This window comes from Paraburkholderia sp. CNPSo 3076, from assembly GCF_026343935.1.
In the GTDB taxonomy this organism is placed as follows: Bacteria; Pseudomonadota; Gammaproteobacteria; order Burkholderiales; family Burkholderiaceae; genus Paraburkholderia; species Paraburkholderia nodosa.
This window is the reverse complement of the sequence record NZ_JAPMAL010000002.1, coordinates 63,787-90,642: the sequence shown is the minus strand read 5'-3', so window position 1 is coordinate 90,642 and position 26,856 is coordinate 63,787. Positions and strand designations below refer to the sequence as shown.

The following is a 26,856-nucleotide window of genomic DNA, read 5'->3' as shown; positions in this document are numbered from 1 at the left end:
GGCGAAAGCGCCTAATGGCGCGATGGTGACTCAGCGCTGCGCTAGCCGATCTGCTCGAGTTCCTCGTGCGCATCGAGCCATTCGGCTTCGAGCGTATCGAGGCGCGAGGCGACTTCGGCCTGGCGGCGAATCGCTTCGGTCAGACGGCTCTTCTGCTCCGGCTCGTAGCTCGCCGGGTCGGCGACGAAGGCGTCGAGCGTGCTCTTTTCGCCGTTGAGCGCATCCATTTCCTTTTCGATTTTGCCGATTTTCGCCTGTAACGGCTTCTTCAGGTGCGCAACCTTCTGGCGCTGCTCCGCTTCCTGGCGGCGCTGTTCCTTGCGATTGACGCCATCGGCGGCACTTGCGCCGTTTTCCGCGTTCGCCGTGCCGGAAGCGGCCTCCTTGAGCGCCGCGCGTTGCTCGGCCGCGTGTTGCAGCAGCCAGTCGCGGTAGTCGTCAAGGTCGCCGTCGAACGGCTGCAGACGGTGCTTCGCCACCAACATGAACTGATCGGTCGTGGCGCGCAGCAAATGCCGGTCGTGCGAAACGAGGATCAGCGTGCCTTCGAACTGCGCGAGCGCCATGGTCAGCGCGTAGCGCGTTTCGAGGTCGAGGTGGTTGGTTGGCTCGTCGAGCAGCAGCAGGTTGGGCTTTTGCCAGATGATGAGCGCGAGCGCGAGGCGCGCCTTCTCGCCGCCCGAGAACGGGGCAATGGGCGCCGCGGCCATTTCGCCGGGGAAATTGAAGCCGCCGAGGAAGTCGCGCAGTTCCTGCTCGCGCGTGTCGGGCGCGAGACGCGCGAGATGCTGGAGCGGCGAGTCGTCCGGGCGCAACGTTTCGAGCTGGTGCTGCGCGAAATAGCCGATTTGCAGGCCCTTGCCCGTGCGCAGCTCGCCGGAGAGCGCCGCGAGCGTGCCCGCGAGCGTCTTGATGAGCGTGGACTTGCCCTGGCCGTTCGCACCGAGCAGGCCGATGCGCTGGCCGTTCTGGATCGAGAGCGTGACGCGCTCGACGATGGGCGTTTCGCTGCCGTCCTCGGCCCGATAGCCGCAGCGCACGTCTTCCATTACGAGCATGGGGTTGGGCGCGGAGTCGGGCGTGCGGAATTCGAACGTGAACGGCGAGCTGGCGTGCGCCGGTGCGATCAGCTCCATCTTTTCCAGCGCCTTCACGCGGCTTTGCGCCTGGCGCGCCTTGGTGGCCTTGGCCTTGAAGCGGTCGATGAAGCTTTGCAGGTGGGCAACGGTGCGCTGCTGCTTTTCATACGCACTTTGCTGCAGCGCCAGTTGTTGCGCACGCAGGATCTCGAACTGCGAGTAATTGCCGCCGTAACGCTTGATCTGCTGGTTCTCCAGATGCAGCGTGACGTTGCAGATCGAGTCGAGGAATTCGCGGTCGTGCGAGATCACGACGAGCGTGCCGGGATAGCGGTGCAGCCAGTCTTCGAGCCAGACGATCGCGTCCAGATCCAGGTGGTTCGTGGGCTCGTCGAGCAGCAGCAGGTCGGAGCGGCACATGAGCGCCTGCGCGAGGTTCAGGCGCATGCGCCAGCCGCCCGAGAAACTCGAGACGCTCTGGCGCGTTTGCTCGAGCGTGAAGCCGAGGCCGAGCAGCAGCGCTTCGGCTCGCGCGGGGGCAGTGTAGCCATCGGCGTCGGCGAAGGCGCCGTGCGCTTCGGCTTCGGCCGCGCCATCGTGCGCCGCCGAAGCCGCGGCGATGCGGGCCTCGATTTCGCGCAGCGCGGCGTCGCCGTCCAGCGCGTAGTCGAGCGCGGTGCGGTCGACGGCCGGGGTTTCCTGCGCGACGTGCGCGATGCGCCAGGACGGCGGCAGCGAGAAGTCGCCGGCGTCGGCGTGCAGCTCGCCGCGCAGCACGGCGAACAGGGTCGATTTGCCCGCGCCGTTTGCGCCGATGAGACCGACCTTTTCGCCGGGGTTCAGCGTGAACGACGTCTGTTCGAAAAGCGGCTTGGTGCCGCGGGCAAGACTGAATTGGTTGAAGCGGATCACGACGGCGTCGGCGGGAAGAAAACGAAGGAAGGCGCTATTTTAGACCGGGACGCGCAGACCGGGGCGCGTAGACCGGTGCGCGCAGCCTGCGCCGCGCTCCGGCCGGCATTGACCGAACGGCTAGCCGTCTGGTCGAGTGCTAATTGCCCGCTTTCTCACGTAGACTGGCGCTTTTCCACGGGAGAGCCAGATGACATCGATCTATTCGTTTTCGGCGCAACCGCTCGGCGGCGGCGAGCCGGTGAGCCTCGAGCGCTACACGGGCAAGGTGCTCCTGATCGTCAATACCGCGAGCGAGTGCGGATTCACGCCGCAGTACGCGGGCCTGCAAAAGCTCCACGACCAGTACGCCGCGCGCGGGCTTGCGGTGCTCGGCTTTCCGTGCAACCAGTTCGGCAAGCAGGAACCCGGCGACGCCGCGCAGATCGGCAGCTTCTGCGAGAAGAACTACGGCGTCGCGTTCCCGATGTTCGAAAAGATCGACGTGAACGGGGCGAACGCGCATCCGCTGTATCGCTGGCTCACGGGCGAGGCGCCGGGGCTGCTCGGGCTGGGAGGCATCAAGTGGAATTTCACGAAGTTTCTGGTCGACCGCAACGGCGGCGTGGTGAAGCGCTATGCGCCCATGACGAAACCCGAGGCCATCGCAGCGGACATCGAAAAGCAGCTCTGAGCGCAGCCGGGCGGCACAGGCGCGCTAGAGAATCGGCGCGAAGAGCCGCGCGAGATGCATCGTGATCTTGCGCCACGCGGGCGCGTCGCGATACTCGCTGCGATCGATCTCGAACGCCTGTTCGAAGTCGCGCAGCAGCATCGCTTCGACTTCGGCCGCGAAGCCGCGATGCACGGTCAGCACCATGATCTCGAAGTTCAGGCGAAACGACCGGTTATCCAGATTCGCGCTGCCGATGGCCGCAGCCACGTCGTCGATCAGCACGACCTTCTGGTGCAAAAAACCGGGCTTGTAGCGAAAGATGCGGATGCCCGCGCGCACCGCGTCGAAGGCGTACAGCATCGATGCCTCGAAGACCACGTAATGGTCGCGCCGGCTCGGGATCATGATGCGCACGTCCACGCCGCGCAGCGCTGCGAGGCGCAGGGCCGAAAACACGGCTTCGTCGGGCACGAGGTAGGGCGTCGTGATCCAGAGGCGTTTTTTCGCGGCGTTGATCGCCTCGACGAAGAAGAGCGAGCAGGTCTCCTGGCGGTCCGCCGGCCCCGTGGGCAAGACGAGGCAGTACATGTCGTCGCCGTCCCGCGGCACGACGGTGGGCGCCTCGCAGCCGGGAAGCTGCTGGGTGGCCCAGTACCAGTCCTCGGTGAAGGCGAACTGCACGTTGGCGACCGCCGGTCCGCGCAGTTCGATATGCGTATCGCGCCACGGAGAGAGGCGCGCGTTCGCGCCCAGGTATTCGATACCCACGTTGTGGCCGCCCACGAACGCGTGCTGGCCGTCCACCACGACGATCTTGCGGTGGTTGCGGAAATTGAGCTGGAAGCGATTCACGAAGTGGCGCTTCGTGGAGAACGGGTGCACTTCCACGCCGCCGTCCTGCAACTCGTGCACGTAGCTGGCGGGCAGGTCGAACGAGCCGATGCTGTCGTACAGGAAGTACACGCGCACGCCGCGTCTGCTGCAGTCGAGCAGCACGTCCTTGAGCATGTCGCCGAGCGCGTCGGCTCGCACGATGAAGAACTGCACGATCACGTAGTGCCGGGCTTGCTCGATCGCATCGAAAATGGCGGAGAAGGTCGCTTCGCCATTCACGAGCGTGCGCACCGCGTTGCCCGGCACGAGCGGCATCCCGCCCAGGCGCGCGAACGTGCGGATCACGCGCACGCCCAGTTCGTCGGCAGGCCATTCGCCCGTGGAGACGAGTTTGTCCCATTCGGGCGCGTGGGCGCGTGAGCGCAAGGTTTCGTTGCGCAGGCGCCTCGCGTCCGCATAGCCCGCGAACTTGCTGCGGCCGAGAAAGAGATACGGGACGAGCGTGAGGTAGGGCATCGTCGCGAGCGAGACGGCCCAGGCAATCGCGCCTTGCGAGGTGCGCGTGTTGAGGATGGCGTGGCACGCTGCGATCAGTCCGAGCAGATGGATGATCGCGAGCAGCGTGCCGAGGTGTGACCAGTCGAATCGCATAAATGCGTGGGACGCTCCTTCAGCCGGACGCAGGACCGGCCCACGCCGGGAAGCGCACGGCCGGAGGGCTCAATCTTACCGAACCCGCTGCGGCGACGGCGATCGTCCCGATCCTGCAAGCAGCGAGACACGGCGCACGGGCGCCGCGGCTCGCCCGGACAAGACGGGCAGGACGCTCAAACCGGCAGGTCGCAGGCCTGAATCAGGAAAACCTGATCGTCGCCGCCGCTCGTCGAGAGCCAGACGAGATCGAGGCCGCCGAACGCCGCTTCCACGTTCTCGCGCTCGTTGCCGATCTCGACCACCAGCACACCGTCGTCGGTGAGCCAGTTGCGTGCGTCCTTGATGATGCGGCGCACGATGTCCATGCCGTCCGCGCCGCCCGCGAGCGCGATTTCCGGCTCGTGACGGTACTCGGGCGGCAGCGCCTGCATCGAGTCGGCGTTCACGTACGGCGGGTTCGTGATGATCACGTCGTAGCGGCGCTCGGGCAGCGGCGCGTAAAGGTCGCCTTCGAAGAGGGCGATGCGCTCGTCGAGATCGTGTTCGTGCACGTTGCGCCGCGCGACTTCGAGGGCGGGCGCGGACAGATCGACGGCGTCGATGTCGGCATTCGGGAACGCGTGCGCCGCAAGAATCGCCAGGCTGGCCGAGCCGGTGCAGAGCTCCAGCACCGCGCCGACCTGCTCGGGATCTTCCACGTAGGGCTGCAGGCCGTCTGCGAGCAGCTCGCCAATGAACGAGCGCGGCACGATGACGCGCTCATCCACGTAGAAGCGCAGGCCGTGCATCCACGCTTCCTGCGTGATGTAAGCGGCGGGTACGCGATCGGTCGCGCGGCGCTCGATCACGCCGAGCACCGTGTCGATTTCCTCGCTCGTGAGGCGCGCGTCGAGAAATGGGTCGAGCAGGTCGAGCGGCAAGTGCAGCGTGTGCAGGATCAGGTACGCGGCTTCGTCGTAGGCGTTGTTCGAGCCGTGGCCGAACGCGAGTTGCGCGGCCGAAAAGCGCGAGACACCGTAGCGCAGCAGGTCGCGAACGGTGGCGAAGGTAGCAGCGAGCGGATGGGTCATGTTCTGGACTCCAGAGCGTGTTCGGTTGGCCGGTCAGGCGATCAGCTGTTCGAGCACGCGGCGATAGACGTTCTTGAGCGGATCGATGAATTTCACTTCGATATGCTCATCGATCTTGTGGATGCTGGCGTTCGGCGGCCCGAACTCCACCACCTGCTCGCACATACGCGCGATGAAGCGGCCATCGGACGTGCCCCCCGTGGTCGACAGTTCGGTCGTGACGCCGGTTTCGTCGTGGATCGCTTTTCCGAGCGCGTCCGAGAGCGCGCCGCGCGGCGTCAGGAAGGGCAGGCCGCTCACGCTCCAGTGCAGGTCGTATTCGAGGCCGTGCTTGTCGAGGATCGCGTGCACGCGCTGTTGCAGGCCTTCCACCGTGCTCGCGGTCGAGAAGCGGAAGTTGAACATCACATCGGCGTGGCCCGGAATCACGTTGCTCGCGCCGGTGCCGCTGTGCAGGTTCGACACCTGCCACGTGGTGGGCGGGAAGTACTCGTTGCCGTCGTCCCACTTTTCGGCGACGAGTTCGGCGAGCGCGGGCGCCAGCAGGTGCACCGGGTTCTTCGCGAGATGCGGATAGGCGATATGCCCCTGCACACCCTTCACGACGAGCTTGCCCGACATCGAGCCGCGGCGGCCGTTTTTCACGCAGTCGCCGAGCGTATGCGTCGAAGTCGGCTCGCCCACGATGCAGTAATCCATTTTCTCGCCGCGCGCCTGCAGCGCCTCGACGACCTTCACGGTGCCATCGGTGGCCGGGCCTTCTTCGTCGCTCGTGATGAGGAACGCGATGGCGCCGCGATGCTGCGGATGCGCCGCCACGAACTCTTCGCTCGCCACCACGAAGGCCGCGAGCGAAGTCTTCATATCGGCGGCGCCGCGGCCATAGAGAATGCCGTCGCGATGCGAGGGCTGGAACGGCGGCGAACTCCATTGCTCGATGGGGCCGGTGGGCACGACGTCGGTGTGGCCCGCGAAGGCGAGCAGCGAGCCTTGCGCGCCTGCGGTGCCGCGCTTGACGGCCCACAGGTTGGTCACGCCGTTGGATTCGATCGTTTCGCACGCGAAGCCGAGCGCGCTGAGGCGTTCGGTCATGATGCGCTGGCAGTGCTGGTCGTCGGGCGTGACGGACGCGCGCGCGATCAGGGATTCGGTAAGGGCGAGGGTGGCGGACATAAAAAGACCACTTTCAATAAAAATGCCGGCGCCGCTGATGGAGCAGGGGCCGGCAACAACTTGTCATGACCGTGCGCGCCCGACTTGCCATGGAGCCGTTCAGGCGCACCGGTCTCATGCGGCGCTCAAGCGAACAGCTCCGCATACTGGTCGGCGGAAAAGCCGAGCGTCTTCACGCGGCCGTTCACCACAACGACGGGCCGCTTGATGATCGACGGCTTGTGGATCATCAGCGCGATCGCGCCGGTGGTCGTGTCGGCTTCGGCCTTGTGCACGTCCGACAGGCCGCGCCAGGTCGTGCCGCGCTTGTTGATCAGCTGATCGAGCGAGACGTCCTTGAGCCAGTCCTGGACGAGCGCATTCGAGACGCCCGCCTTCTTGAAGTCGTGAAACTCGAACTCGACGCCGTGCTCTTCGAGCCACACACGGGCCTTCTTCACGGTGTCGCAGTTCGGAATGCCGTAGACAACGGTCTTGGCGGACTTCGCCATCAGTCGCCTCGCAGCAGCTCGTTCAGGCCGACCTTCGCGCGTGTTTTCGCGTCGACCTTCTTGACGATCACGGCGCAGTACAGGCTGTGCGAGCCGTCCTTCGAGGGCAGGTTGCCCGCGACCACGACCGAGCCCGCCGGAATGCGGCCATACGAAACTTCGCCGGTTTCGCGGTCGTAAATCTTGGTCGACTGGCCGAGGTACACGCCCATCGAGATGACCGAGTTCTCTTCGACGATCACGCCTTCCACGACTTCCGAGCGCGCGCCGATGAAGCAGTTGTCTTCGATGATGACCGGGTTGGCCTGCAGCGGCTCCAGCACGCCGCCGATGCCGACGCCGCCCGAGAGGTGCACGTTCTTGCCGATCTGCGCGCACGAACCGACCGTGGCCCACGTATCGACCATCGTGCCTTCATCGACATACGCGCCGATGTTGGTGTACGACGGCATCAGCACGACGTTCTTCGCGATGAACGAGCCGCGGCGCGCGATGGCCGGCGGCACGACGCGGAAGCCGCCCGCGGCGAAGTCTTCGGCCGTGTAATTGGCGAACTTCGAGGGCACCTTGTCGTAGAACTGGCTGTAGCCGCCGGCGGGCATCGGTGCGTTGTCTTCCAGGCGGAACGACAGCAGCACGGCCTTCTTCACCCATTGGTTGACGACCCAGTCGCCGTCCTTCTTCTCGGCGCAGCGCAGCGCGCCTTTGTCCAGCTCGGCGATGACGTGGGCGACGGCTTCGCGCACGTCGTTCGGGGCCGACTTGGGCGAGAAGTCGGCGCGGTTTTCCCAGGCGGTGTCGATGATCTGCTGAAGTTGTTGCGACATGGTGGTGATTTCGTGAGATTGATGGTTGAAAGCGGTGTTGCGCGCCGCGAGGTGCAGGACCCCGGCGCGCACGCAAAGGCTTTACGGTTTGAGCGAGCGGCAGAACTCGACGATGCGCTGCGCGCCCTCGATGCACTCCTCGACGTCGGCGACGAGCGCCATGCGCACGAAGTCTTTACCCGGATTCGTGCCATGCGCCTCGCGCGCGAGGAACGAGCCGGGCAGAACCGTCACATTATAGTCGGCGTAGAGACGCTGGGCGAACGCGGTGTCCGTGAGGCCGGTGCGCGCGACGTTGGCCCACAGATAGAACGCGGCGTCGGGCAATTTCACGTCGAGCACGTCGGCGAGCATCGGCGTGACGGTCGAGAACTTCCGCACGTATTTCGCGCGGTTTTCGCGCACGTGCGCCTCGTCGCACCAGGCCGCGATGCTGGCGGACTGCCACACGGGCGACATGGCCGAGCCGTGATAGGTGCGGTACAGCAGGAACTGCTTGAGGATGGCGGCGTCCCCGGCCACGAAGCCCGAGCGCATGCCCGGCGCGTTCGAGCGCTTCGACAGGCTCGACAGCATCACGAGGCGCTCGAAGCCGCGGCCCAGCTTGTGCGCCGCTTCGAGACCGCCGAGCGGCGGCGTGGCTTCGTCGAAGTAGATTTCCGAGTAGCACTCGTCCGAGGCGATCACGAAGCCGTAGCGGTCGGAGAGCGCGAACAGCTCGCGCCAGTCGTCGAGCGTGAACACGGCACCCGTGGGATTGCCCGGCGAGCACACGTACAGCAGCTGCGTGCGGGCCCAGACTTCTTCGGGAACCTGCGAATAATCGCAGGCGAAGTTGCGGGCCGGATCGCTGTTCACGAAGTACGGCTCGCCGCCGCCCAGCAGCGCGGCGCCTTCGTAGATCTGGTAGAAAGGGTTCGGGCAGAGTACGATCGCCCGCTTTGCCGGGTCTTTCACGCCCGCTGTCGGGTCGATCACGGCCTGCGCTAGCGCGAACAGCGCCTCGCGCGAGCCCGAGACGGGCAGGATTTCCGTGTTCGCATCGATGGCCGGCAGCCCATAGCGCGCCTTCACCCAGTTTGCAATCGACTCGCGCAGCGCCGGGGTGCCCGCCGTGGCCGGGTACGACGAAAGGCCGTCGAGCGAAGCGACGATGGCGTCGCGGATCAGCGCCGGAGTGGGGTGTTTCGGCTCGCCGATCCCGAAGCTGATGTGGCGCAGGTCGGCGTTCGGCGTGACGTCCTTGAAGAGCACGCGCAGCTTTTCGAAGGGATAGGACTGAAGGGTGTCGAGTAGCGGATTCACTTTGGGCTGGACAGGCGTGGGCGAAAGACGGATGGCGTGGCGCGCAGGATCGGAGTGGCCACTGCGGGCCGGCGAGCCAGTTGCACCGCGCTGGGCGAAAAACGCGGATGCGCGGCCGCGGATGCGCGGCGCGGCCCTGCGGCTGCAAGCGGTCGATTATAGCGTGGCGCTGCTGCTGCTGCGGGCGCCGGTCCGATCCCGCCCTGGCGCCGCCCGTGCTTGCCGGGCAACGAAATAAAGGAAAAGCATGAAATTTTCGAATGACGACGCGCGTGCTGCGAACGCGCGGCCACGACAAGGGAAGCCCAAGCAATGAGCCAGAGCACGGGCTTGCGCGCCGCCTGGCCGACGCTTGCCATCATGGTTGGCGCGTCCGTCTGGGGTTTTGTCTGGTATCCGCTGCGCATGCTGGCGGCCGCGGGGCTCACCGGAACGGCTTCCAGCGCTGCGACGAGCGCGGCCGGCTGCCTCTTCGTGCTGGTGCTGCGCTGGCGTTCGCTCGCGACCGTGCGCTGGCACTGGGTGCTGCCGATGCTCGGACTCGCCGCGGGCGTGACGAACGTCGGTTTCGTGTGGGGCGCGATCCACGGCGAAGTGATGCGCGTGCTGCTGCTCTTCTATCTGACCCCGGCGTGGACGGCGATTTTCGCGCACTTCATCCTGCACGAGCGCCTGAACTGGGCGGGCGGCGCGCTTTCGGCGCTTTCGCTGCTGGGTGCGGTGCTGATGCTCTGGTCGCCGCAGCTCGGTGTGCCGCTGCCCGCCAACGCGGCCGAATGGGCGGGTCTTATCGGCGGCATGGGTTTCGCGATGAGCAACGTGCTCGTCGTGAAGACGAGCCGCGTGCTGCCGCACATGAAGCCGGAGATGCGCACCGCCGTGATCTTCGCGGGCGCGGCGCTGTTCGGCGCGCTGACCTCGTGTTTCGAGCCGATGTCGGCCGCGCCGGCGGGCGAGCATCTCGCACGCGTCGTGCTGCTCGTGCTCGCGCTCGGCGTCGTGCTCGGCAGCAACAACATGCTCGTGCAGTACGGGCTTGCCCGCGTGCCGGCGAACCGTGCCTCGATCATCATGCTGTTCGAGATCGTCGTGACGGCGCTCACGTCGTGGCTCTTCGCCGGTGAGACGCCGGGCCCGCGCGAATGGGCTGGCGGTGCGTGCATCGTGCTTGCTTCCCTGCTGTCGAGCTGGGTGCACCGGCAGCAGGACGCGCGCAAGGGCGGCGCGCACGCGAGCGCCGACGCGAGCGTCATGACCCACGCCGACGCCAGCCGCACCGATGACGCGGACGACGCCGACAGCAACGGCCCCGGCGGCGACGATGGCAACGGCGGCGGTAACGGCGATGGCAGCGTAGGCGGCGGCACGGGGCCAGGGCCTTCCCGCGCGCGGAATGGCGCGCGTGCGATGGTATGATTGCCGCTGATTCCCGCCGGCCGCACGCGCGCATGCGCGTTCGTACGGCGAGCCGTGGCGGCTGCCCAGTGCGCACTCCGCCGTCGCGCGATCGATACCGGATGCGCGGCGGCAAGCGACGTACGGCACGGGCGGTCCCGTTCACCACTATTCCAACAGCGATATCGCCGTGCGTCTGACTTCGATTAAACTCGCTGGCTTCAAATCATTCGTCGATCCCACGCATTTCCAGGTTCCGGGCCAACTCGTCGGGGTGGTCGGGCCAAACGGCTGTGGGAAATCCAACATCATCGACGCGGTGCGCTGGGTGCTGGGTGAATCCCGGGCGTCCGAGCTGCGCGGCGAGTCGATGCAGGACGTCATCTTCAACGGTTCCACCGCGCGCAAGCCGGGCAGCCGCGCGAGCGTCGAACTGGTGTTCGACAACGCGGATGGCCGCGCCGCCGGGCAGTGGGGCCAGTATGCCGAGATCGCCGTGAAGCGCGTGCTCACGCGCGACGGCACGTCGAGCTACTACATCAACAACCTGCCGGCTCGCCGGCGCGATATCCAGGACATTTTCCTGGGGACGGGCCTCGGCCCGCGCGCCTACGCGATCATCGGGCAGGGCATGATCGCGCGGATCATCGAGGCGAAGCCCGAAGAGCTGCGCGTGTTCCTCGAAGAAGCCGCGGGCGTTTCGAAATACAAGGAACGCCGGCGCGAGACCGAGAATCGTCTGCACGACACGCGCGAGAACCTCACGCGCGTCGAGGACATCGTGCGCGAGCTGTCCAGCAACCTCGAAAAGCTCGAGGGCCAGGCGGTCGTTGCCACGAAATACCGCGAGCTGCAGTCCGAGGGCGAGGAAAAGCAGCGCCTCCTGTGGCTCCTGCGCAAGAACGAGGCAGCGGGCGAGCAGCAACGCCAGCAGCGCGCGATCGAGCAGGCGCAGATCGACCTGGAGCGCCACACCGCGCAGCTGCGCGAAGTGGAAGCGCAGCTCGAAACGCTGCGCGTGGCCCACTACTCGGCAAGCGACGCCATGCAGGGCGCGCAGGGCTCGCTTTACGAAGCGAACGCCGAGGTGAGCCGCCTCGAGGCCGAGATCAAGTTCATCGTTGAGTCGCGCAATCGCGTGCAGGCGCAGATCGCCGCGCTCACCGCGCAGCGCGAGCAATGGCAGGTCCAGGCGCAGAAGGCGCAGGACGATATCGAAGACGCCGAAGAACAACTGGCGATCGCCGAGGAAAAGGCAGCGCTGGCCGAGGAAGATGCGGCGGCGAAGCAGGAAGCGCTGCCCGCGCTCGAAAACCGCTGGCGCGACGCGCAGGCGCATCTGAACGACGAGCGCGCGGGCATCGCGCGCACCGAGCAGGCCATCAAGCTCGAAGCCGCGCATCAGCGCAACGCCGACCAGATGCTCCAGCAGCTTCAGCAGCGCCACGAGCGTCTGAAGTCGGAAGAAGGCGGCCTCGACGCGCCGGACGAAGCCCAGCTCGAAGAGCTGCGCATGCAGCTGGCCGAGCAGGAGGAAGTCCTGCACGAAGCGCAGGCGCGCCTGGCCGACGCGCAGGAAACGGTGCCGCGCCTCGACGCGGAACGCCGCGCCGCGCACGAGCGCGTGCAGGCGGAAAACGCACAGATCCACCAGTTCGAAGCCCGCCTCGCTGCACTCAAGCAGTTGCAGGAAAACGTACAGACGGAAGGCAAGATCCAGCCGTGGCTCGAACGTCACGAACTGGGCGCGTTGCCGCGGCTGTGGAAGAAGCTGCACGTCGAAGCGGGTTGGGAAACGGCGCTCGAATCGGTGCTGCGCGAGCGGCTCGCCGCGCTCGAGGTGTCGAACCTCGACTGGGTGAAGGCATTCGCGAGCGACGCTCCGCCTGCGAAGCTCGCGTTCTATTCGCCGCCGGCCGCGGGTCAGGCTCCTGCTGCGGCCGCGGGCCTCACGCCGCTGCTCTCGCTCGTGCGGATCGACGATGCGGGCTTGCGCGCGGTGCTCACCGAATGGCTCGGCTCGACCTACGTCGCGGGCGATCTCGCCGAGGCGCTCGCCCAGCGCGCGCAATTGCCCGGCAGCGGCGCGTTCGTCGTGAAGGCCGGTCATATGGTGACGCGCGTGGGTGTGCAGCTGTACGCCGCCGACACCGAGCAGGCCGGCATGCTCGCGCGTCAGCAGGAAATCGAGAATCTCGAGCGCCAGGTGCGCGCCCAGACGCTGCTCGCCGACGAGGCACGCACGGCTGTCGTGCGCGCGGAAGCGGCGCACACACAGGCGGCCCAGGTGCTCACGGATGTGCGCCAGCAGGCCGAGCGCGCGACCCAGCGCGTGCACGCGCTGCAAATGGATGTGCTCAAGCTGACCCAGGCGCATGAGCGCTACACGGCGCGCAGTACGCAGATCCGCGAAGAGCTCGACGAGATTCGCACGCAGATCGAAGAGCAGCGCGCGTTGCGCGCGGAGTCGGAAGCGAACTTCGAGCGCCACGATGTGGAACTCGCCGAACTGCAGGCCCGCTTCGAGGACAACCAGCTCGCCTTCGAGGCGCTCGACGAGGAACTCGGCGCGGCTCGCAACGAGGCGCGCGACCTCGAACGCGCGGCGGCCGACGCGCGCTTTGCCGCGCGCAACATGGCGAACCGCATCGAAGAGTTGAAGCGCAACATTCAGGTCGCGCACGACCAGAGCGAACGCGTGGCCGCGTCGCTCGAAGACGCGCGCGCCGAACTGGAAACGATCAACGAGCAGACCGCGCACACGGGCCTGCAGGACGCGCTGGAAATTCGCGCGCAGAAGGAAGACACGCTGCGCGCCGCGCGCGCCGAACTCGACGACCTGAGCGCCAGGCTACGCGCCGCCGACGAAACGCGCCTCGCCGCGGAACGCGCGCTGCAGCCGTTGCGCGACCGCATCACCGAACTTCAGCTGAAGGAGCAGGCCGCGCGCCTGAACGGCGAGCAGTTCGTCGAGCAGCTGCAGGCCGCGGGCGTCGACGAGGCCGCGCTGCAGGAAAAGCTCACGGCCGATATGAAGCCGTCGTATCTGCAAGGCGAGGTCACGCGCATCAACAACGCGATCACGGCGCTTGGGCCCGTGAACATGGCCGCGCTCGACGAGCTGGCCGCGGCGAAGGAGCGCAAGACCTTCCTCGACGCGCAGTCGGCCGACCTCACGAGCGCGATCGAAACGCTCGAAGACGCGATCCGCAAGATCGACCAGGAAACGCGCACGCTGCTGCAGGGCACGTTCGACGAAGTGAACCGTCATTTCGGCGAGCTGTTCCCGCGCCTGTTCGGTGGTGGTCAGGCGAAGCTCATCATGACCGGCGACGAGATTCTCGACGCCGGCGTGCAGGTGATGGCGCAACCGCCCGGGAAGAAGAATTCGACGATTCACCTGCTCTCCGGCGGCGAGAAAGCACTCACGGCCACGGCCCTCGTGTTCGCGATGTTCCAGCTCAACCCGGCGCCGTTCTGTTTGCTCGACGAAGTGGACGCGCCGCTCGACGACGCGAACACCGAGCGCTTCGCGAACCTTGTTCGCGCGATGTCGGACAAAACACAGTTCCTGTTCATTTCGCACAACAAGATCGCCATGGAGATGGCGCAGCAGCTCATTGGCGTGACGATGCAGGAGCAGGGCGTTTCGCGCATCGTCGCGGTCGACATGGAAACTGCGGCGGGTTTCGCCCAGAATACGGTCTAATCGATTTATACGGTCTAACGGACGGCGCGCGATGCGCGGCCGGCGGCGCCATCGGTTAGGCAGCCGCCGCGCGCAATGCGCTTGCCACAGAAACGGCGCACAGAATGCGCGCGCCGTCGAATAAGAATTGCTGATGGAGCATGCATGGATGAGTTGACTCTCGGGTTGATCGGCGCGGGCGCCGTGGTAGTCGGGGGCGTGGTGGTGTACAACGCATGGCAGGGCGCGAGGGTGCGCCGGCGCATGCCGCGCCCGATGCCCGAAGAGGCGGTCGAAGCGCCGCAGCGCGACGAGTTCCAGGAGCCGAGCCCGTTCATCGAACCGGCGCATGCTCCGTCGCGCCGCGAGCCGTCGCTCGCGGGCAGCACGGAAGCCGGGCGAGTGGAGCCGGGTTTCGGGACCGCGGCGCCACTCGACACGCCGGCCGACATCCAGGCGGAAACGACGACACCCAACGGCTTTCCGGAGGCTGAATCCGCTGCGGACGAGGGGGGCGACAAGGCGCCGGCTGCGAGTGCGGCTGCCCCGCAACCCGCAAAGGACGACGCGGACGAAGCCGGGCGCATCGAACCAGTCATGCCGGCCGCCACGACGATCTCTTCGGCGCCGCCCGCCGTGGTCGACCGTCGCATCGACTGCATCGTGCCGATCCGGCTTGGCGCGCCGGTGGCGGGCGAGCGGGTGATTCCGTTGGCGCAGCGGCTGCGCCGCGCGGGCAGCAAGCCGGTTCACATCGAAGGCAAACCCGACGGGGGCGACGGCTGGGAGTTGCTCCAGAGCGGTGTGCGCTACGAAGAACTGCGCGCGGCTGCGCAACTCGCGAATCGCAACGGTCCGCTCAACGAACTCGAGTTCTCGGAATTCGTGACCGGCGTGCAGCAGTTTGCCGACGCGCTCGACGCCGCGCCTGAGTTTCCGGACATGATGGAGACGGTCGCCATGGCGCGCGAGCTGGACGGCTTCGCGGCGCAATGCGACGCACAGCTTTCCGTCAACGTGATGTCGGATGGCGCGCCGTGGTCGGCAAACTACGTGCAGGCCGTGGCCGCGCAGGACGGCTTGCTGCTTTCGCGCGACGGCACGCGCTTCGTGAAGCTCGACGCGAAGCAGAGCCCCGTTTTCATGCTGCAGTTCGGCGACACCAACTTCCTGCGCGACGACCTCACGTACAAGGGCGGCGAGCTGATCACGCTGATCCTCGACGTGCCCGTGGCCGACGAAGACATCCTGCCGTTCCGACTGATGTGCGACTACGCGAAGTCGCTTGCGGAGCGCATTGGCGGCCGCGTGGTCGACGACCAGCGCCGGCCGCTGCCGGAATCGGTGCTGCAGTCGATCGACAAGCAGCTCATGACGCTTTACGCGAAGCTGGAGCAGGCCGGCATTCCGGCCGGCTCGCCGGCCACGCGGCGACTGTTCAGCCAGTAACGCCGCAGGCCGGCAAGCGGCCAACAGACAAGGCGCGACGCCGTAAGGGCGCCGCGCTTTTTTTTTGCGCGCAGGCGGCGCGGCGCGTGGGCGTCGGCACGCGTGTTGCGGTGCACTCAGGTTCGCCTCGCTGGACTCGCGCGTCAATGGGACGGACGCAGCGTTAGCCATTCGGCCAGGACGCTGGCGAGGCCCGTTCGGCGGCGCACGAAGATGGCCGTTCGGTCGATGCGACACGCGCCGCTTCCTGAGATAATCTGACGTCCGAAATCTCTTCCAACAGCGAGTTGCCCAAGGCATGGTCCGTACTCCCGCCCGTCCTCCCGAAGAAGCCACCGCTGCGCAGCGCGCGGTGTGGTTGCGCGCCGAACTCGAGCGTGCGAATCACGCCTACTACGTGCTCGACCAGCCAGAGCTGCCCGACGCGGAATACGACAAGCTGTTCGGCGAACTTCAGCAGATCGAGGCCGAGCATCCCGACCTCATCACGCCCGATTCGCCCACTCAGCGCGTGGGTGGCGAAGTCGCCGGGGGCTTCGAGCCCGTGGTCCACGACGTGCCGATGCTGTCGCTCAACAACGGCTTTGCCGACGAGGACATTGTCGCGTTCGACAAGCGCGTGGCCGATGCGCTCGGCAAGATCGAGGGCGCCGGAATCGTCGAGGTCGAATACGCCGCTGAACTGAAGTTCGACGGCCTCGCCATCTCGCTGCGCTATGTCGACGGCGTGTTCGTCCAGGCCTCCACGCGCGGCGACGGCGCGACCGGCGAGAACGTCACGGAGAACGTGCGCACGATCCGCTCGCTGCCATTGCGCCTGAAGGGCAAGCGCGTGCCGAAGGTGCTCGACGTGCGCGGCGAGGTGCTGATGTTCCGCCGCGACTTCGAACGTATGAACCAGCGTCAGCGCGACGCCGGGCACAAGGAATTCGCGAACCCGCGCAACGCGGCGGCGGGCAGTCTGCGCCAGCTCGATCCGAAAATCACGGCGCAGCGGCCGCTGTCGTTTTTCGCTTACGGCATTGGCGTGCTCGAGGGCGAGCCGATGCCGGCCACCCATAGCGAACTGCTCGACTGGTACGCGGAAATGGGCCTGCCGGTCAATGCCGAGCGAGCGGTTGTGAAGGGCGCGCAAGGTCTCCTGGAATTCTTCCGCGCCGTGGGCGAGAAGCGCGACGGCCTGCCGTACGACATTGACGGCGTGGTCTACAAGGTGAACCGCCGCGACGAGCAGGACGCGCTCGGCTTCGTCTCGCGTGCGCCGCGCTTCGCGCTCGCGCACAAGTTCCCGGCCCAGGAGGCGCTCACGAAGCTGCTGGCCATCGACGTTCAGGTGGGCCGCACGGGCGCGATTACGCCGGTGGCGCGGCTCGAGCCGGTGTTCGTCGGCGGCGCGACAGTGACCAACGCCACGCTGCACAACGAAGACGAAGTGCGGCGCAAGGACATCCGCATCGGCGACACGGTGATCGTGCGGCGCGCCGGCGACGTGATTCCCGAGGTGGTCAGTGCGCTCATGGACCGCCGTCCGGCCGATGCCCACGAGTTCGTGATGCCGACCGAATGCCCGGTCTGCGGATCGCGCATCGAGCGTCTGCCCGACGAGGCAATCGCCCGCTGCACGGGTGGCCTGTTCTGTCCGGCCCAGCGCAAGCAGGCGCTCTGGCACTTCGCCCAGCGCCGCGCGCTCGATATCGACGGCCTGGGCGAGAAGATCATCGACCAACTGGTCGACCAGAACCTCGTGCGCACGCCCGCCGATCTGTTCAATCTCGGCTTCGGCACGCTCGCGCAGCTCGAGCGCATGGCGGACAAGTCGGCGCAGAACCTGCTCGACTCGCTCGAGAAGGCCAAGGCCACGACGCTTGCGCGCTTCGTCTACGCGCTCGGTATCCGGCACGTGGGCGAATCGACGGCCAAGGATCTTGCGAAGCACTTTGGCTCGCTCGATCCGATCATGAGCGCGTCGGTCGAAGAATTGCTCGAAGTCAACGATGTGGGCCCTATCGTCGCGCTCGCGATACACGAGTTTTTTGCGGAGGAGCATAACCGCACGGTGATCGAGCAACTGCGCGCACCGGGCAAAGTAACATGGGCGGAAGGCCCGCCCGCGCCGAAGGCGCCGGTGGGTGTGCTGGCCGGCAAGACGGTGGTGCTCACCGGCACGCTGCCCACGCTCGCGCGCGACGAGGCGAAGGAGATGCTGGAAGCAGCCGGTGCGAAGGTCGCCGGCTCGGTGTCGAAGAAGACCGATTACGTGGTGGCGGGCGCCGATGCGGGCAGCAAGCTCGCAAAAGCCGAGGAACTCGGCGTGCCGGTGCTCGACGAAGAAGGAATGCGCAAGCTCCTGGAGGGGCAAACGACATGATTCGCGAAATTCTCAGAATGGGCGATCCGCGCCTGCTTGGCATTGCGAGGCCGGTCGATCACTTCGATACGCCCGAGTTGCACGAACTCATTGCCGATATGTTCGACACCATGCACGCGGCGAACGGCGCCGGACTCGCCGCCCCGCAGATCGGCGTCGACTTGCAGGTGGTGATCTTCGGTTTCGAACAGAACGAGCGCTATCCCGAGGCGCCGGCCGTGCCGCAAACGGTGCTCATCAACCCGGTCATCCATCCGCTGTCGCACGACATGGAAGAGGGCTGGGAGGGGTGTCTTTCGGTGCCGGGCATGCGCGGCGCCGTGAGCCGCTATTCGATGATCCGCTATGACGGCTTCGATCAGTACGGCACGCCCATCGAGCGTGTGGCCGAGGGCTTTCACGCGCGGGTCGTCCAGCACGAATGCGATCACCTCATCGGCAAGCTGTACCCCATGCGCATTACCGACTTCTCGAAGTTCGGCTTTACCGAGGTTCTGTTTCCGGAACTCGACCCGAACAGCGACGACTGACGATCGAAGCATCAAGAAAAACGGGAGCCAGATGGCTCCCGTTCTCATTCGGCGCGGCGTCGGGCGCCGATGTGGCCCGACGTGGCGTTAGAACGCTTCGTCGGCGGCCAGATAGCGCCATTGGCCTTGCGGCAGCGCGCCAAGCAGCACGCGGCCCATGCGCACACGCTTGAGGCCCACGACCTTCAGGCCGACCAGTTCGCACATGCGGCGGATCTGGCGCTTCTTGCCCTCGCGCAGCACGAAACGCAACTGCTCGCCGTTTTGCCAGCTCACCTGCGCGGGCTTGAGCGGCACGTCGTCGAGCGACAGGCCGTGGCGCAACTGCGCGAGCAACTCGGGCGGGAAGTGCTGGTCGATTTCGGTCTCGATGTCGTTGTAGGTGACGCGCACGAGGTATTCCTTGTCGATGTCCGAACTCTCGCCGATCAACTGCTTGGCCACGCGACCGTCCTGGGTCAGCACGAGCAGGCCGGTCGAGTCGATGTCGAGCCGGCCAGCCGGCGCGAGCGTGCGCAGATGCTTCGCCGAGAAGCGGATACCCGAGTGGTCGCCGTCCCAATGGTTCTCGCCGGTGACGAGCGTGGCGGCGGGCTCATAGCCGTCCTCGGCCTGGCCCGACACATAGCCCACGGGCTTGTGCAGCAGGATCGTCACCTGGCGCGCCTGTGCCGCGAGCGCGGCCGGATCGACTTCGATGCGCTGATTCGGTGTGACCTTGGCGCCTAGCGTGTCGACGACTTCGCCGTCCACATACACCCAGCCCTTTTCGATCCATTCGTCGGCTTCGCGGCGCGAGCACAGGCCCAGTTCGGACATGCGCTTGGACAGGCGCAGGGTGTTGTCGCCATCGACTTCTTCCCGCGGTGTGCGGCGCGGTGCGGATTCGCCGTCATCGGTGCGGCGCGGGGGCTTACCGGCGGATTTGACAGGGCTGGCGATCTTGCGGCCGCCACCGCCTTCGTCGGCGCTGCGGCGTGCACGCGGCGCGGCGCCTTCGCGGTCATCGCGCGAGGTGGCTTTCACCGGGCGCGCGAAACGGCGCTCCGTGCCCTCGTCGCCGGCGCGCGTGGGGCGGCGGTCGTCACTGTTCGTGCGGCGGGCGAAGCGTCCCTCGCTGCCTTCGCCGCGGCCGCGCGGCGGACGGCGATCGTCGCCTTCGCTGCGCCGTTCGAAGCGACGCTCGCCACCTTCCTCGCGGCTACGCGGCGGGCGACGGTCGTCGCCCTCGGCGCGGCGCGCGAAGGGGCGTGCACCGCCTTCCTCACGGCTACGCGGCGGGCGGCGGTCATCGCCTTCGGGGCGACGCGCGAAGGGGCGTGCGCCACCTTCTTCGCGGCTGCGCGGTGGGCGGCGGTCATCGCCCTCGGCGCGGCGCGCGAAGGGGCGTGCACCACCTTCGTCACGGCTGCGAGGCGGGCGTCGGTCGTCGCCTTCGGGGCGGCGCGCGAAGCGTCGGTCGCCACCTTCTTCGCGGCTACGCTGCGGGCGGCGATCATCGCCTTCGGTGCGTCGTTCGAAGCGACGCTCGCCACCTTCGTCGCGGCTGCGGGGCGGGCGTCGGTCGTCGCCTTCGGCACGGCGCGTGAAGGGGCGTGCACCGCCTTCGTCGCGGCCACGCGCGGGGCGGCGATCATCGCCTTCGGCGCGTCGTTCGAAGCGACGCTCGCCACCTTCTTCGCGGCTGCGAGGCGGGCGGCGATCGTCACCTTCCGGGCGGCGCGCGAAGGAGCGTGCGCCACCTTCGTCGCGGCTGCGAGGCGGGCGACGGTCATCACCCTCAGTGCGGCGCGCGAAGGGGCGTGCGCTGCCTTCTTCGCGGCTACGCGGCGGGCGACGGTCATCGCCTTCGGGGCGACGCGTGAAACGGCGCTCATCACCTTCGTTACGGCCGCGCGCAAATCCACGTGCCTCATCGCCGGAGCGACGGGCCGGGCGGCGCTCGTCGCCGAACCCGCCTTCGCGAGCGGGTCGCGCCGGGCGCTCGCCCGGACGCGTATCGCCGGTGCGAGGCGTGGCGCGGCCGGCCGAGGTGCGGGCACGCTTCCCAGCGGAAGTCTTCGCAGCCGATGCCGGCCTGGCGTCCGCCGGTCGCGCCTCGGCCGGTCGTACCGGCTTACGCGCGGTTGTACTGCCGCGGCGGACGGGGGCGCGTTCCGGAGTGGTCGGGCGCGGATGTTTGGCTGTCAGTTTGGCTCGCATGGATCTGGGTATTTCGCTTGGGTCATTCACACTGCGATCGCGCGCAGCAATTCGGTTTCGACGTGAATCTGCTGGCGGTTGTCGGAGAGTCCCGAACCGTCGAGCAGAAACACGTCTTCCACCCGTTCGCCGAGCGTATTGATCCGCGCCGCATGGACGCCGACATGATGCTCCGCGAGCACGCGCGCGATGGAATAGAGGAGGCCCGGCCGGTCGTTCGCCGACACGGACAGGATGTAGTATTGGCCGCGCTCGTCGGCCCGCAGGTCGACGCGCGGCGTCACCGGGAAGGTGCGCGACAGGCGCGAGAGACGGCCCTTCGACGGCTCGGGCAGTGCATTGCCCGTCGCCTTCAGGCGCGCCGCGAGTTCCTGCTCGACGAGGTTCGCGATATCGCGATAATGCACGTCGCCCTCGGTGTGGGCGACGATGAAGTTATCGAGCGCGTAGCCGTGGCGTGTGGTGCTCACGCGCGCGTCGAGCACGGAAAGGCCGCTGCGGTCGAAGTACGCGCACATCGTCGCGAACAGGTCGGGGCGGTCCTGTGCGTAGACGAGCACCTGCAGCGCCTCGCCGATCGGCGACGGGCGCGCGCGCACGACCGGCTCCGGCGCCTCGACGTGGCGATAGAGCACGCGCGTTTGCCAGGCGATATCGGCGGCGTCGTGGCGCAGGAAGTAGCCAACGTCGAGCTTCTCCCAGAGCGCGCGGTGGGCGTGCTCCGGCACGGTCTCGAGACGCAGCAGCGCGAGCGCCAGCTCCTGGCGCGTCTTGAGCTCCGAGTGCGCGTCAGGCTTGGCGCCACCGAGCACGGCGAGCGTCGAGCGGTAGAGGTCTTCAAGCAGCTTGCCTTTCCAGTTGTTCCAGACCTTCGGGCTCGTGCCGCGAATGTCGGCGACCGTCAGCAGGTAGAGCGCCGAAAGACGCCGTTCCGTGCCAACGAGTTCGGCGAAGCGCTTGACGACCTCGGGGTCGGTGATGTCCTGCTTCTGGGCAACCTGGCTCATCATGAGGTGCTGCTGCACGAGCCAGACGACCAGGTCCGCGTCGTCGCCCGTGATGTCGTGCTCGCGGCAAAAGCGCCGCGCGTCGGCCATGCCGAGCTGCGAGTGGTCGCCGCCGCGGCCCTTGGCGATGTCGTGGAACAGCGCCGCGACGTAAAGCACCCAGGGCCGCTCGAAGTTGGCGATGAGCTGGCTGCAGAACGGATACTCGTGCGCATGCTCGGCCACGGCGAAGCGGCGCATATTGCGCAGCACCATCAGGATGTGCTGATCGACCGTATAGACGTGATAGAGGTCGTGCTGCATCTGCCCGACGATGCGGCGGAAATTCAATAGATAGCGCCCGAGCACGCTCGTCTGGTTCATGAGCCGCATGGCGTGCGTGATGCCGGCCGGCTGCTTGAGGATCTCCATGAAGAGCCGGCGGTTCTCCGGGTCGCGGCGCCAGCGCAGGTCCATGGTCTCGCGCGCGTTGTAGAGCGCGCGCAGCGTGCGCGCCGACAAGCCCTTCACGCCGGGCACCTGCTCGTAGAGCAGGAACGCTTCGAGAATCGCGTGCGGCTCGCGTTCGAACACGTCGTCACTGACGATTTCCAGCATTCCCTGCTTCTCGACGAAGTGCTCAGAGAGCGTGCGCGTGATGCCACTTGTGCTCGGAAAGAGCTGCGCCTCGATGTTCTGGATCAGGATGGTGGACAACTGCGTGACCGCCTTCGCGGCCCAGTAGTAGCGGCGCATGAGCTGCTCGCTCGCGCGCCGCGCGCTGCTGGCCTTGTAGCCGAAGCTTTCGGCCACGGCCGTCTGCAGGTCGAACACGAGGATGTCCTGGCGGCGGCCCGCGATCACATGCAGGCGCGCGCGCAACGCCTTGAGAAATGCCTCGTTGCGGCGCAGTTCGCGCGCCTCGCGCCCGGTGATGAGGCCGCGCTGGTCCAGCTCCTTCCAGCTGCTGCCGAAGGCGGCGGCCTCGGTGATCCAGAGGATCAGCTGCAGGTCGCGCAGGCCGCCGGGGCTTTCCTTGACGTTGGGTTCGAGCGAATAGGGCGTGTCCTGGAAGCGCGCGTGGCGCTGGCGCATTTCGAGCACTTTCGCCTGGAAGAACGCACGCGGGTCCATGGCGTCGCGATAGCGCTGCGCGAAGTCGCCGAACAGCGTCGCGCTGCCCGTGATGCGGCGCGCCTCGAGGAGCGACGTGCGTACGGTCACGTCGTTGGCGGCTTCTTCGAGGCATTGCGAGACGCTGCGCACGCTGCTGCCGATATCGAGTCCGAGATCCCACGCAAGGCCGATAAAACGCTCGATGCGTTCTTCGAGCGGCGCGAGCGGCTCGTCGTCCGGCAGCAGGACGAGGATGTCGACGTCGGACCAGGGCGCAAGCTCGCCGCGCCCGAAGCCGCCGACCGCCACAAGCGCCAGCGTGGCCGGCAGCTCGCACAGGTTCCAGGCGCTGCGCAAGGTGTCGTCGGTGGTGCGGGCGAGGGCGCGCATCAACGAGTCGACATTGGTCGCGGTCTTGAAACGCTCGAGCAACTGGGCCTTGGCGGCCTTGTAGTCGGACTTCAGCGACGACGTATCGGGAACGGCGACAGCGGGAACACTCATGGGCTCGGGTCGTGTCTGGCGTGGTTGGGCGGGCGGCTGGTCGTGCGCGCGGCAGGCCTCGCGATGGCGGCTGGCCGCGTTGCTTCGTCGGTTAATGCGTCGGCTGCTTTGCAGGCGGCCCCATCGTGCTGCGGGTGCCGGGCGGCGTCCGCATGTCGTGCCTCGCTCGCGTTGGGCGTGCTGGCCCGGGGCGCGGGCCGTTCTCTACGAGCATATCCATTTTGCGCCGGATCGCGCCAGGAAGCGCTTTCCGGCACTTTTTCCGGCGGTCAGGCCGCTGTGCCCGCCATCTGCGCGACGATGGCCGGCTTGGCGGGCGTACCCGCCGAGACCGTCAGGACCTCGTAGCCCGTTTCGGTCACGAGTACCGTGTGCTCCCACTGTGCCGAGAGGCTGCGGTCCTTCGTCTTGACGGTCCACTGGTCGGGCATGGTGCGAATGTCGCGGCGGCCGGCGTTGATCATCGGCTCGACGGTGAAGATCATGCCGGGCACGAGTTCGATGCCGGTGCCCGGCCGGCCGTAGTGCAGGACCTGCGGGTCTTCGTGGAACACCGTGCCGATGCCGTGGCCGCAGTATTCGCGCACCACGCTGTAGCCCTGGCTTTCGGCGTAGCGCTGAATGGCATGGCCGATGTCGCCCAGATGGCCGCCGGGACGCACCTGGTCGATGCCGAGCCACATGCATTCATAGGTGGTCTGCACGAGGCGCTTCGCGAGGATCGAGCCTTCGCCGACGATGAACATGCGGCTCGTGTCGCCGAAATAGCCTTCCTTGATGACGGTGATGTCGATATTGAGCGCGTCGCCGTTCTTCAGCGCCTTGTCGCCCGGAATACCGTGACAGATCACGTCGTTCACGGAAGTACAGATCGCCTTCGGGTAGGGCGGGTAGCCCGGCGGCTGATAGTTCAGCGGCGCGGGCACTGTGCCCTGCACATCGGTCATGTATTCGTGGCACAGGCGGTCGAGCTCACCCGTCGTCACGCCCGCAGTGACGAACGGCGTGATGTAATCGAGCACCTCGCTCGCCAGTCGGCAGGCGACGCGCATTTGCGCGATGTCTTGTTCGTTCTTGATCGAAATGGCCATGGTTTGCGCCCGAAAATGCAGTCGAATATTGAATTATCGCACCTAATGCCAGTGATCGCTGGCTTTTGAAATGGCGGGTCGCGATCCGGCGCGCGCTGCATGCGCCATGGATGGCGCCGTATTCCGCGGGTAATAGCTGTCTTGAGTAAAGGGCAGTCTGCGTGCTATACTCTTCGGCTAAGTCGCTTCCCATATCTTTCGAATTCACGTTCGAAAGAAATACGCAAGTACAAAGAGTACCTGCGGGGGCGGCTGGATCCGCCGTTGCCGCGGAGCGCTTTGCCAAAGACGGATTTTGGCGGGTGCGCGAAGAACATTCGGAAGCATCTTCTTCAGGCAGCACACTCGCAAGCCGGCGCACCCAGGGTGTCGGGCGCGTCGATCTCCGGAAACGGGAGGGCGCACCGATACGGCAGCCGGCTTCAGACCCAAACCCTAGCGGAGAATTGCAACATGGCAGTTACCATGCGCCAAATGCTGGAAGCCGGTGTCCACTTCGGTCACCAAACGCGCTTCTGGAACCCGAAGATGGCCCCCTTCATCTTCGGTCATCGCAACAAGATTCACATCATCAACCTCGAAAAGACGCTGCCGATGTACAACGACGCACTGAAGTACGTGCGTCAGCTGGCAGCGAACCGCGGCACGATCCTGTTCGTCGGCACGAAGCGTCAATCGCGCGACACGATCGCCCAGGAAGCGCAACGCGCTGGCATGCCGTTCGTGAACGCACGCTGGCTCGGCGGCATGCTGACCAACTTCAAGACGCTGAAGGTTTCGATCAAGCGCCTGAAGGACATGGAAGCAGCCGTGGAAGCGGGCGAGCTCGAGAAGATGAGCAAGAAGGAAGCGCTCCTGTTCGAACGCGAAATCGCCAAGCTGCAAAAGTCGATCGGCGGCGTGAAGGATATGGGCGGCATTCCGGACGCGATCTTCGTGGTCGACGTCGGCTATCACAAGATTGCCGTGACGGAAGCGAACAAGCTGGGCATCCCCGTGATCGCCGTGGTCGATACGAACCACTCGCCGGAAGGCATCGATTACGTGATCCCGGGCAACGACGACGCGAGCAAGGCCGTTGCGCTCTACACGCAAGGCGTGGCTGACGCGATCCTCGAAGGCCGCGCCAACGCGGTCAACGAAGTGGTTGCAGCGGCGCGCGGCAACGACGGCGACGACGAGTTCGTCGAGGTCAATTCGGAGGCGTAAGCTGCCCCGTGTCCGGCAAGAAAAGGGGGCTTTCCATAGGCCCCTTTTTTTTAAGCCGCGACTTTCGTCGCCGCGACATATGCGCGGCACCGTAGCCCTGTAGAAGCAGCTGTAAAAAAGCGTTTCACCGCAGGCTCAAACGGAAACGAATTTCTGCCGGCCGCGTCGAAAGGCGGGCGGCGTGTACCAGACAGACTCAAGGAGCGAATGATGGCGGCAATTACCGCAAGCATGGTGGCAGAACTGCGCGCGAAGACCGATGCGCCGATGATGGAATGCAAGAAGGCGCTGACGGAAGCCGACGGCGACCTCGCGCGTGCCGAAGAATTGCTGCGCGTGAAGCTCGGCAACAAGGCCAGCAAGGCCGCTTCGCGCGTCACGGCCGAAGGCGTGATCTCGTCGTTCATCGGTAGCGGCGCTGGCGCGATCGTCGAACTGAACTGCGAAACCGACTTCGTTTCGAAGAACGATGACTTCATCGGCTTCTCGAAGAAGATCGCTGAACTCGTCGCCACGCAAAACCCGGCTGACGTCGCCGCTCTGTCGGCGCTGCCGCTGGACGGCTCGACGGTCGACGCAGTGCGCCTCGCACTGGTCGGCAAGATCGGCGAAAACCTCTCGATCCGCCGCTTCGCGCGTTTCGAAACCGCCAACCAGCTGGCTGCATACCTGCACGGCACGCGCATCGGCGTGCTGGTCGAGTACACAGGTGCGCAAGAGCAAGTGGGCAAGGACGTCGCGATGCACATCGCCGCGATGAAGCCGGTCTCGCTGTCGTCGGACGACGTGCCGGCCGACCTGATCGCCAAGGAGCGCAGCATCGCCGAGCAGAAGGCCGCCGAATCGGGCAAGCCGGCTGAGATCGTCGCGAAGATGGTCGAAGGTTCGGTCCAGAAGTACCTGAAGGAAGTCTCGCTGCTGAACCAGCCGTTCGTTAAGAACGACAAGCAGACGATCGAGCAGATGCTCAAGGCTGCTGGCACGACGGTGCAGAAGTTCGCCCTCTTCGTGGTGGGCGAAGGCATCGAGAAGCGCCAGGACGACTTCGCTGCCGAAGTGGCTGCGCAAGTCGCTGCTGCAAAGCAGCAATAAAGACCGGTAAGCCCGCCTGCCGCGCCCTGCACGGCAGGCGGCGACCGCAGTTGTTGCAGTACCGCAGTTAGCACCGTAGTTTGCTGAGTTGTAAGCCGGGGCGGAGCAATCCGCCGTGGCGGGCAGCGTAGCGGCGACGCGCATGGTAGTCCCCCGCCGTGCGCGGCGTCGGAAATCTTCGCTATTTCTGGCGGCGCTTGCCCGAAGCCGTATTTCACCCCTACAG

General features: G+C 66.4%; 19 protein-coding genes. 8 read left to right on the top strand and 11 right to left on the bottom strand.

Translation table 11 applies throughout. The features are described 5' to 3' along the window. Nucleotides 1–41 precede the first annotated feature (41 nt). Entirely contained in the window at nt 42–1,991 is a 1,950-nt protein-coding gene (locus tag M3A49_RS02715) for an ATP-binding cassette domain-containing protein (protein ID WP_266227392.1), read from the bottom strand. 190 nt (nt 1,992–2,181) lie between these two features. Between M3A49_RS02715 and M3A49_RS02710 the strand changes: the two genes are divergently transcribed. Further along, the gene (locus tag M3A49_RS02710; RefSeq protein ID WP_266227391.1) at nt 2,182–2,664 is read left to right on the top strand and encodes a glutathione peroxidase; all 483 of its coding nucleotides are present in this window, start codon (nt 2,182–2,184) and stop codon (nt 2,662–2,664) included. Between the two features lie 24 nt (nt 2,665–2,688). Here the strand turns inward: M3A49_RS02710 and cls are convergent, their stop codons facing one another. The 6 genes from cls to dapC all read right to left on the bottom strand — a co-directional run bounded on the left by cls (nt 2,689) and on the right by dapC (nt 9,000). Next, nucleotides 2,689–4,131 (bottom strand): cardiolipin synthase, encoded by a 1,443-nt coding sequence (gene cls, locus M3A49_RS02705; protein ID WP_266227390.1) that lies wholly within the window; start codon nt 4,129–4,131, stop codon nt 2,689–2,691. A gap of 176 nt (nt 4,132–4,307) precedes the next feature. Continuing rightward, on the bottom strand, nt 4,308–5,204 hold the full coding sequence (gene prmB / locus M3A49_RS02700) for a 50S ribosomal protein L3 N(5)-glutamine methyltransferase (RefSeq protein WP_254352770.1): 897 nt from the start codon (nt 5,202–5,204) through the stop codon (nt 4,308–4,310). 33 nt (nt 5,205–5,237) lie between these two features. Beyond that, the gene (gene dapE, locus M3A49_RS02695) at nt 5,238–6,377 is read right to left on the bottom strand and encodes a succinyl-diaminopimelate desuccinylase (RefSeq protein WP_266227389.1); all 1,140 of its coding nucleotides are present in this window, start codon (nt 6,375–6,377) and stop codon (nt 5,238–5,240) included. Nucleotides 6,378–6,502: 125 nt separating this feature from the next. Then, on the bottom strand, nt 6,503–6,868 hold the full coding sequence (locus M3A49_RS02690) for an ArsC family reductase (protein WP_254352768.1): 366 nt from the start codon (nt 6,866–6,868) through the stop codon (nt 6,503–6,505). Beyond that, on the bottom strand, nt 6,868–7,695 hold the full coding sequence (gene dapD, locus M3A49_RS02685; protein WP_028204072.1) for a 2,3,4,5-tetrahydropyridine-2,6-dicarboxylate N-succinyltransferase: 828 nt from the start codon (nt 7,693–7,695) through the stop codon (nt 6,868–6,870). The genes M3A49_RS02690 and dapD overlap by 1 nt, the downstream gene beginning before the upstream one ends. Nucleotides 7,696–7,776: 81 nt before the next feature. Beyond that, on the bottom strand, nt 7,777–9,000 hold the full coding sequence (gene dapC / locus M3A49_RS02680; protein WP_266227388.1) for a succinyldiaminopimelate transaminase: 1,224 nt from the start codon (nt 8,998–9,000) through the stop codon (nt 7,777–7,779). A gap of 312 nt (nt 9,001–9,312) precedes the next feature. On the opposite strand from dapC, the gene M3A49_RS02675 reads away from it, so the two are divergent. From M3A49_RS02675 to def, 5 genes are all read left to right on the top strand, one after another. Next, entirely contained in the window at nt 9,313–10,416 is a 1,104-nt protein-coding gene (locus M3A49_RS02675; RefSeq protein ID WP_266227387.1) for a DMT family transporter, read from the top strand. A 169-nt stretch (nt 10,417–10,585) separates the two neighbouring features. Further along, on the top strand, nt 10,586–14,104 hold the full coding sequence (gene smc / locus M3A49_RS02670) for a chromosome segregation protein SMC (protein WP_266227386.1): 3,519 nt from the start codon (nt 10,586–10,588) through the stop codon (nt 14,102–14,104). A gap of 144 nt (nt 14,105–14,248) precedes the next feature. Further along, a complete protein-coding gene (locus tag M3A49_RS02665) occupies nt 14,249–15,532 on the top strand; it encodes a cell division protein ZipA C-terminal FtsZ-binding domain-containing protein (protein WP_266227385.1) in 1,284 nt (427 codons plus the stop codon). A 298-nt stretch (nt 15,533–15,830) separates the two neighbouring features. Next, nucleotides 15,831–17,900, top strand: coding sequence for an NAD-dependent DNA ligase LigA (ligA, locus tag M3A49_RS02660; RefSeq protein WP_266227384.1), 2,070 nt, complete (start codon nt 15,831–15,833; stop codon nt 17,898–17,900). Next, entirely contained in the window at nt 17,897–18,430 is a 534-nt protein-coding gene (def, locus tag M3A49_RS02655; RefSeq protein WP_266227383.1) for a peptide deformylase, read from the top strand. The genes ligA and def overlap by 4 nt, the downstream gene beginning before the upstream one ends. A gap of 87 nt (nt 18,431–18,517) precedes the next feature. Here def and M3A49_RS42490 read toward each other — a convergent pair whose 3' ends face one another. The 4 genes from M3A49_RS42490 to map all read right to left on the bottom strand — a co-directional run bounded on the left by M3A49_RS42490 (nt 18,518) and on the right by map (nt 24,329). Beyond that, nucleotides 18,518–19,456, bottom strand: coding sequence for a pseudouridine synthase (locus tag M3A49_RS42490; RefSeq protein ID WP_323182936.1), 939 nt, complete (start codon nt 19,454–19,456; stop codon nt 18,518–18,520). Continuing rightward, the gene (locus M3A49_RS42485; protein WP_323182934.1) at nt 19,453–20,307 is read right to left on the bottom strand and encodes a hypothetical protein; all 855 of its coding nucleotides are present in this window, start codon (nt 20,305–20,307) and stop codon (nt 19,453–19,455) included. The genes M3A49_RS42490 and M3A49_RS42485 overlap by 4 nt, the downstream gene beginning before the upstream one ends. Nucleotides 20,308–20,658: 351 nt before the next feature. After that, nucleotides 20,659–23,238, bottom strand: a complete 2,580-nt coding sequence (locus tag M3A49_RS02645) for a [protein-PII] uridylyltransferase (RefSeq protein ID WP_266227381.1) — start codon at nt 23,236–23,238, stop codon at nt 20,659–20,661. A 269-nt stretch (nt 23,239–23,507) separates the two neighbouring features. After that, nucleotides 23,508–24,329 carry a type I methionyl aminopeptidase gene (gene map, locus M3A49_RS02640; RefSeq protein ID WP_254352759.1) on the bottom strand — a complete coding sequence of 274 codons (822 nt, stop codon included), beginning with the start codon at nt 24,327–24,329 and terminating at the stop codon, nt 23,508–23,510. A 453-nt stretch (nt 24,330–24,782) separates the two neighbouring features. Here map and rpsB point away from each other — a divergent pair, with 453 nt between their 5' ends. Next, nucleotides 24,783–25,538, top strand: a complete 756-nt coding sequence (gene rpsB / locus M3A49_RS02635; protein WP_254315250.1) for a 30S ribosomal protein S2 — start codon at nt 24,783–24,785, stop codon at nt 25,536–25,538. A gap of 210 nt (nt 25,539–25,748) precedes the next feature. Further along, entirely contained in the window at nt 25,749–26,630 is an 882-nt protein-coding gene (gene tsf / locus M3A49_RS02630) for a translation elongation factor Ts (protein WP_266227380.1), read from the top strand. The last annotated feature ends 226 nt before the right edge of the window (nt 26,631–26,856 follow it).

What these genes read in the sequence shown, in the direction of transcription:
- M3A49_RS02710 (WP_266227391.1), top strand. Translation starts at nt 2,182, where the DNA reads ATGACATCGATCTATTCGTTTTCGGCGCAACCGCTCGGCGGCGGCGAG.
- cls (WP_266227390.1), bottom strand. Translation starts at nt 4,131, where the DNA reads ATGCGATTCGACTGGTCACACCTCGGCACGCTGCTCGCGATCATCCAT.
- prmB (WP_254352770.1), bottom strand. Translation starts at nt 5,204, where the DNA reads ATGACCCATCCGCTCGCTGCTACCTTCGCCACCGTTCGCGACCTGCTG.
- dapE (WP_266227389.1), bottom strand. Translation starts at nt 6,377, where the DNA reads ATGTCCGCCACCCTCGCCCTTACCGAATCCCTGATCGCGCGCGCGTCC.
- M3A49_RS02690 (WP_254352768.1), bottom strand. Translation starts at nt 6,868, where the DNA reads ATGGCGAAGTCCGCCAAGACCGTTGTCTACGGCATTCCGAACTGCGAC.
- dapD (WP_028204072.1), bottom strand. Translation starts at nt 7,695, where the DNA reads ATGTCGCAACAACTTCAGCAGATCATCGACACCGCCTGGGAAAACCGC.
- M3A49_RS02675 (WP_266227387.1), top strand. Translation starts at nt 9,313, where the DNA reads ATGAGCCAGAGCACGGGCTTGCGCGCCGCCTGGCCGACGCTTGCCATC.
- M3A49_RS02665 (WP_266227385.1), top strand. Translation starts at nt 14,249, where the DNA reads ATGGATGAGTTGACTCTCGGGTTGATCGGCGCGGGCGCCGTGGTAGTC.
- ligA (WP_266227384.1), top strand. Translation starts at nt 15,831, where the DNA reads ATGGTCCGTACTCCCGCCCGTCCTCCCGAAGAAGCCACCGCTGCGCAG.
- def (WP_266227383.1), top strand. Translation starts at nt 17,897, where the DNA reads ATGATTCGCGAAATTCTCAGAATGGGCGATCCGCGCCTGCTTGGCATT.
- M3A49_RS42485 (WP_323182934.1), bottom strand. Translation starts at nt 20,307, where the DNA reads ATGAGCGCCGTTTCACGCGTCGCCCCGAAGGCGATGACCGTCGCCCGC.
- M3A49_RS02645 (WP_266227381.1), bottom strand. Translation starts at nt 23,238, where the DNA reads ATGAGTGTTCCCGCTGTCGCCGTTCCCGATACGTCGTCGCTGAAGTCC.
- map (WP_254352759.1), bottom strand. Translation starts at nt 24,329, where the DNA reads ATGGCCATTTCGATCAAGAACGAACAAGACATCGCGCAAATGCGCGTC.
- rpsB (WP_254315250.1), top strand. Translation starts at nt 24,783, where the DNA reads ATGGCAGTTACCATGCGCCAAATGCTGGAAGCCGGTGTCCACTTCGGT.
- tsf (WP_266227380.1), top strand. Translation starts at nt 25,749, where the DNA reads ATGGCGGCAATTACCGCAAGCATGGTGGCAGAACTGCGCGCGAAGACC.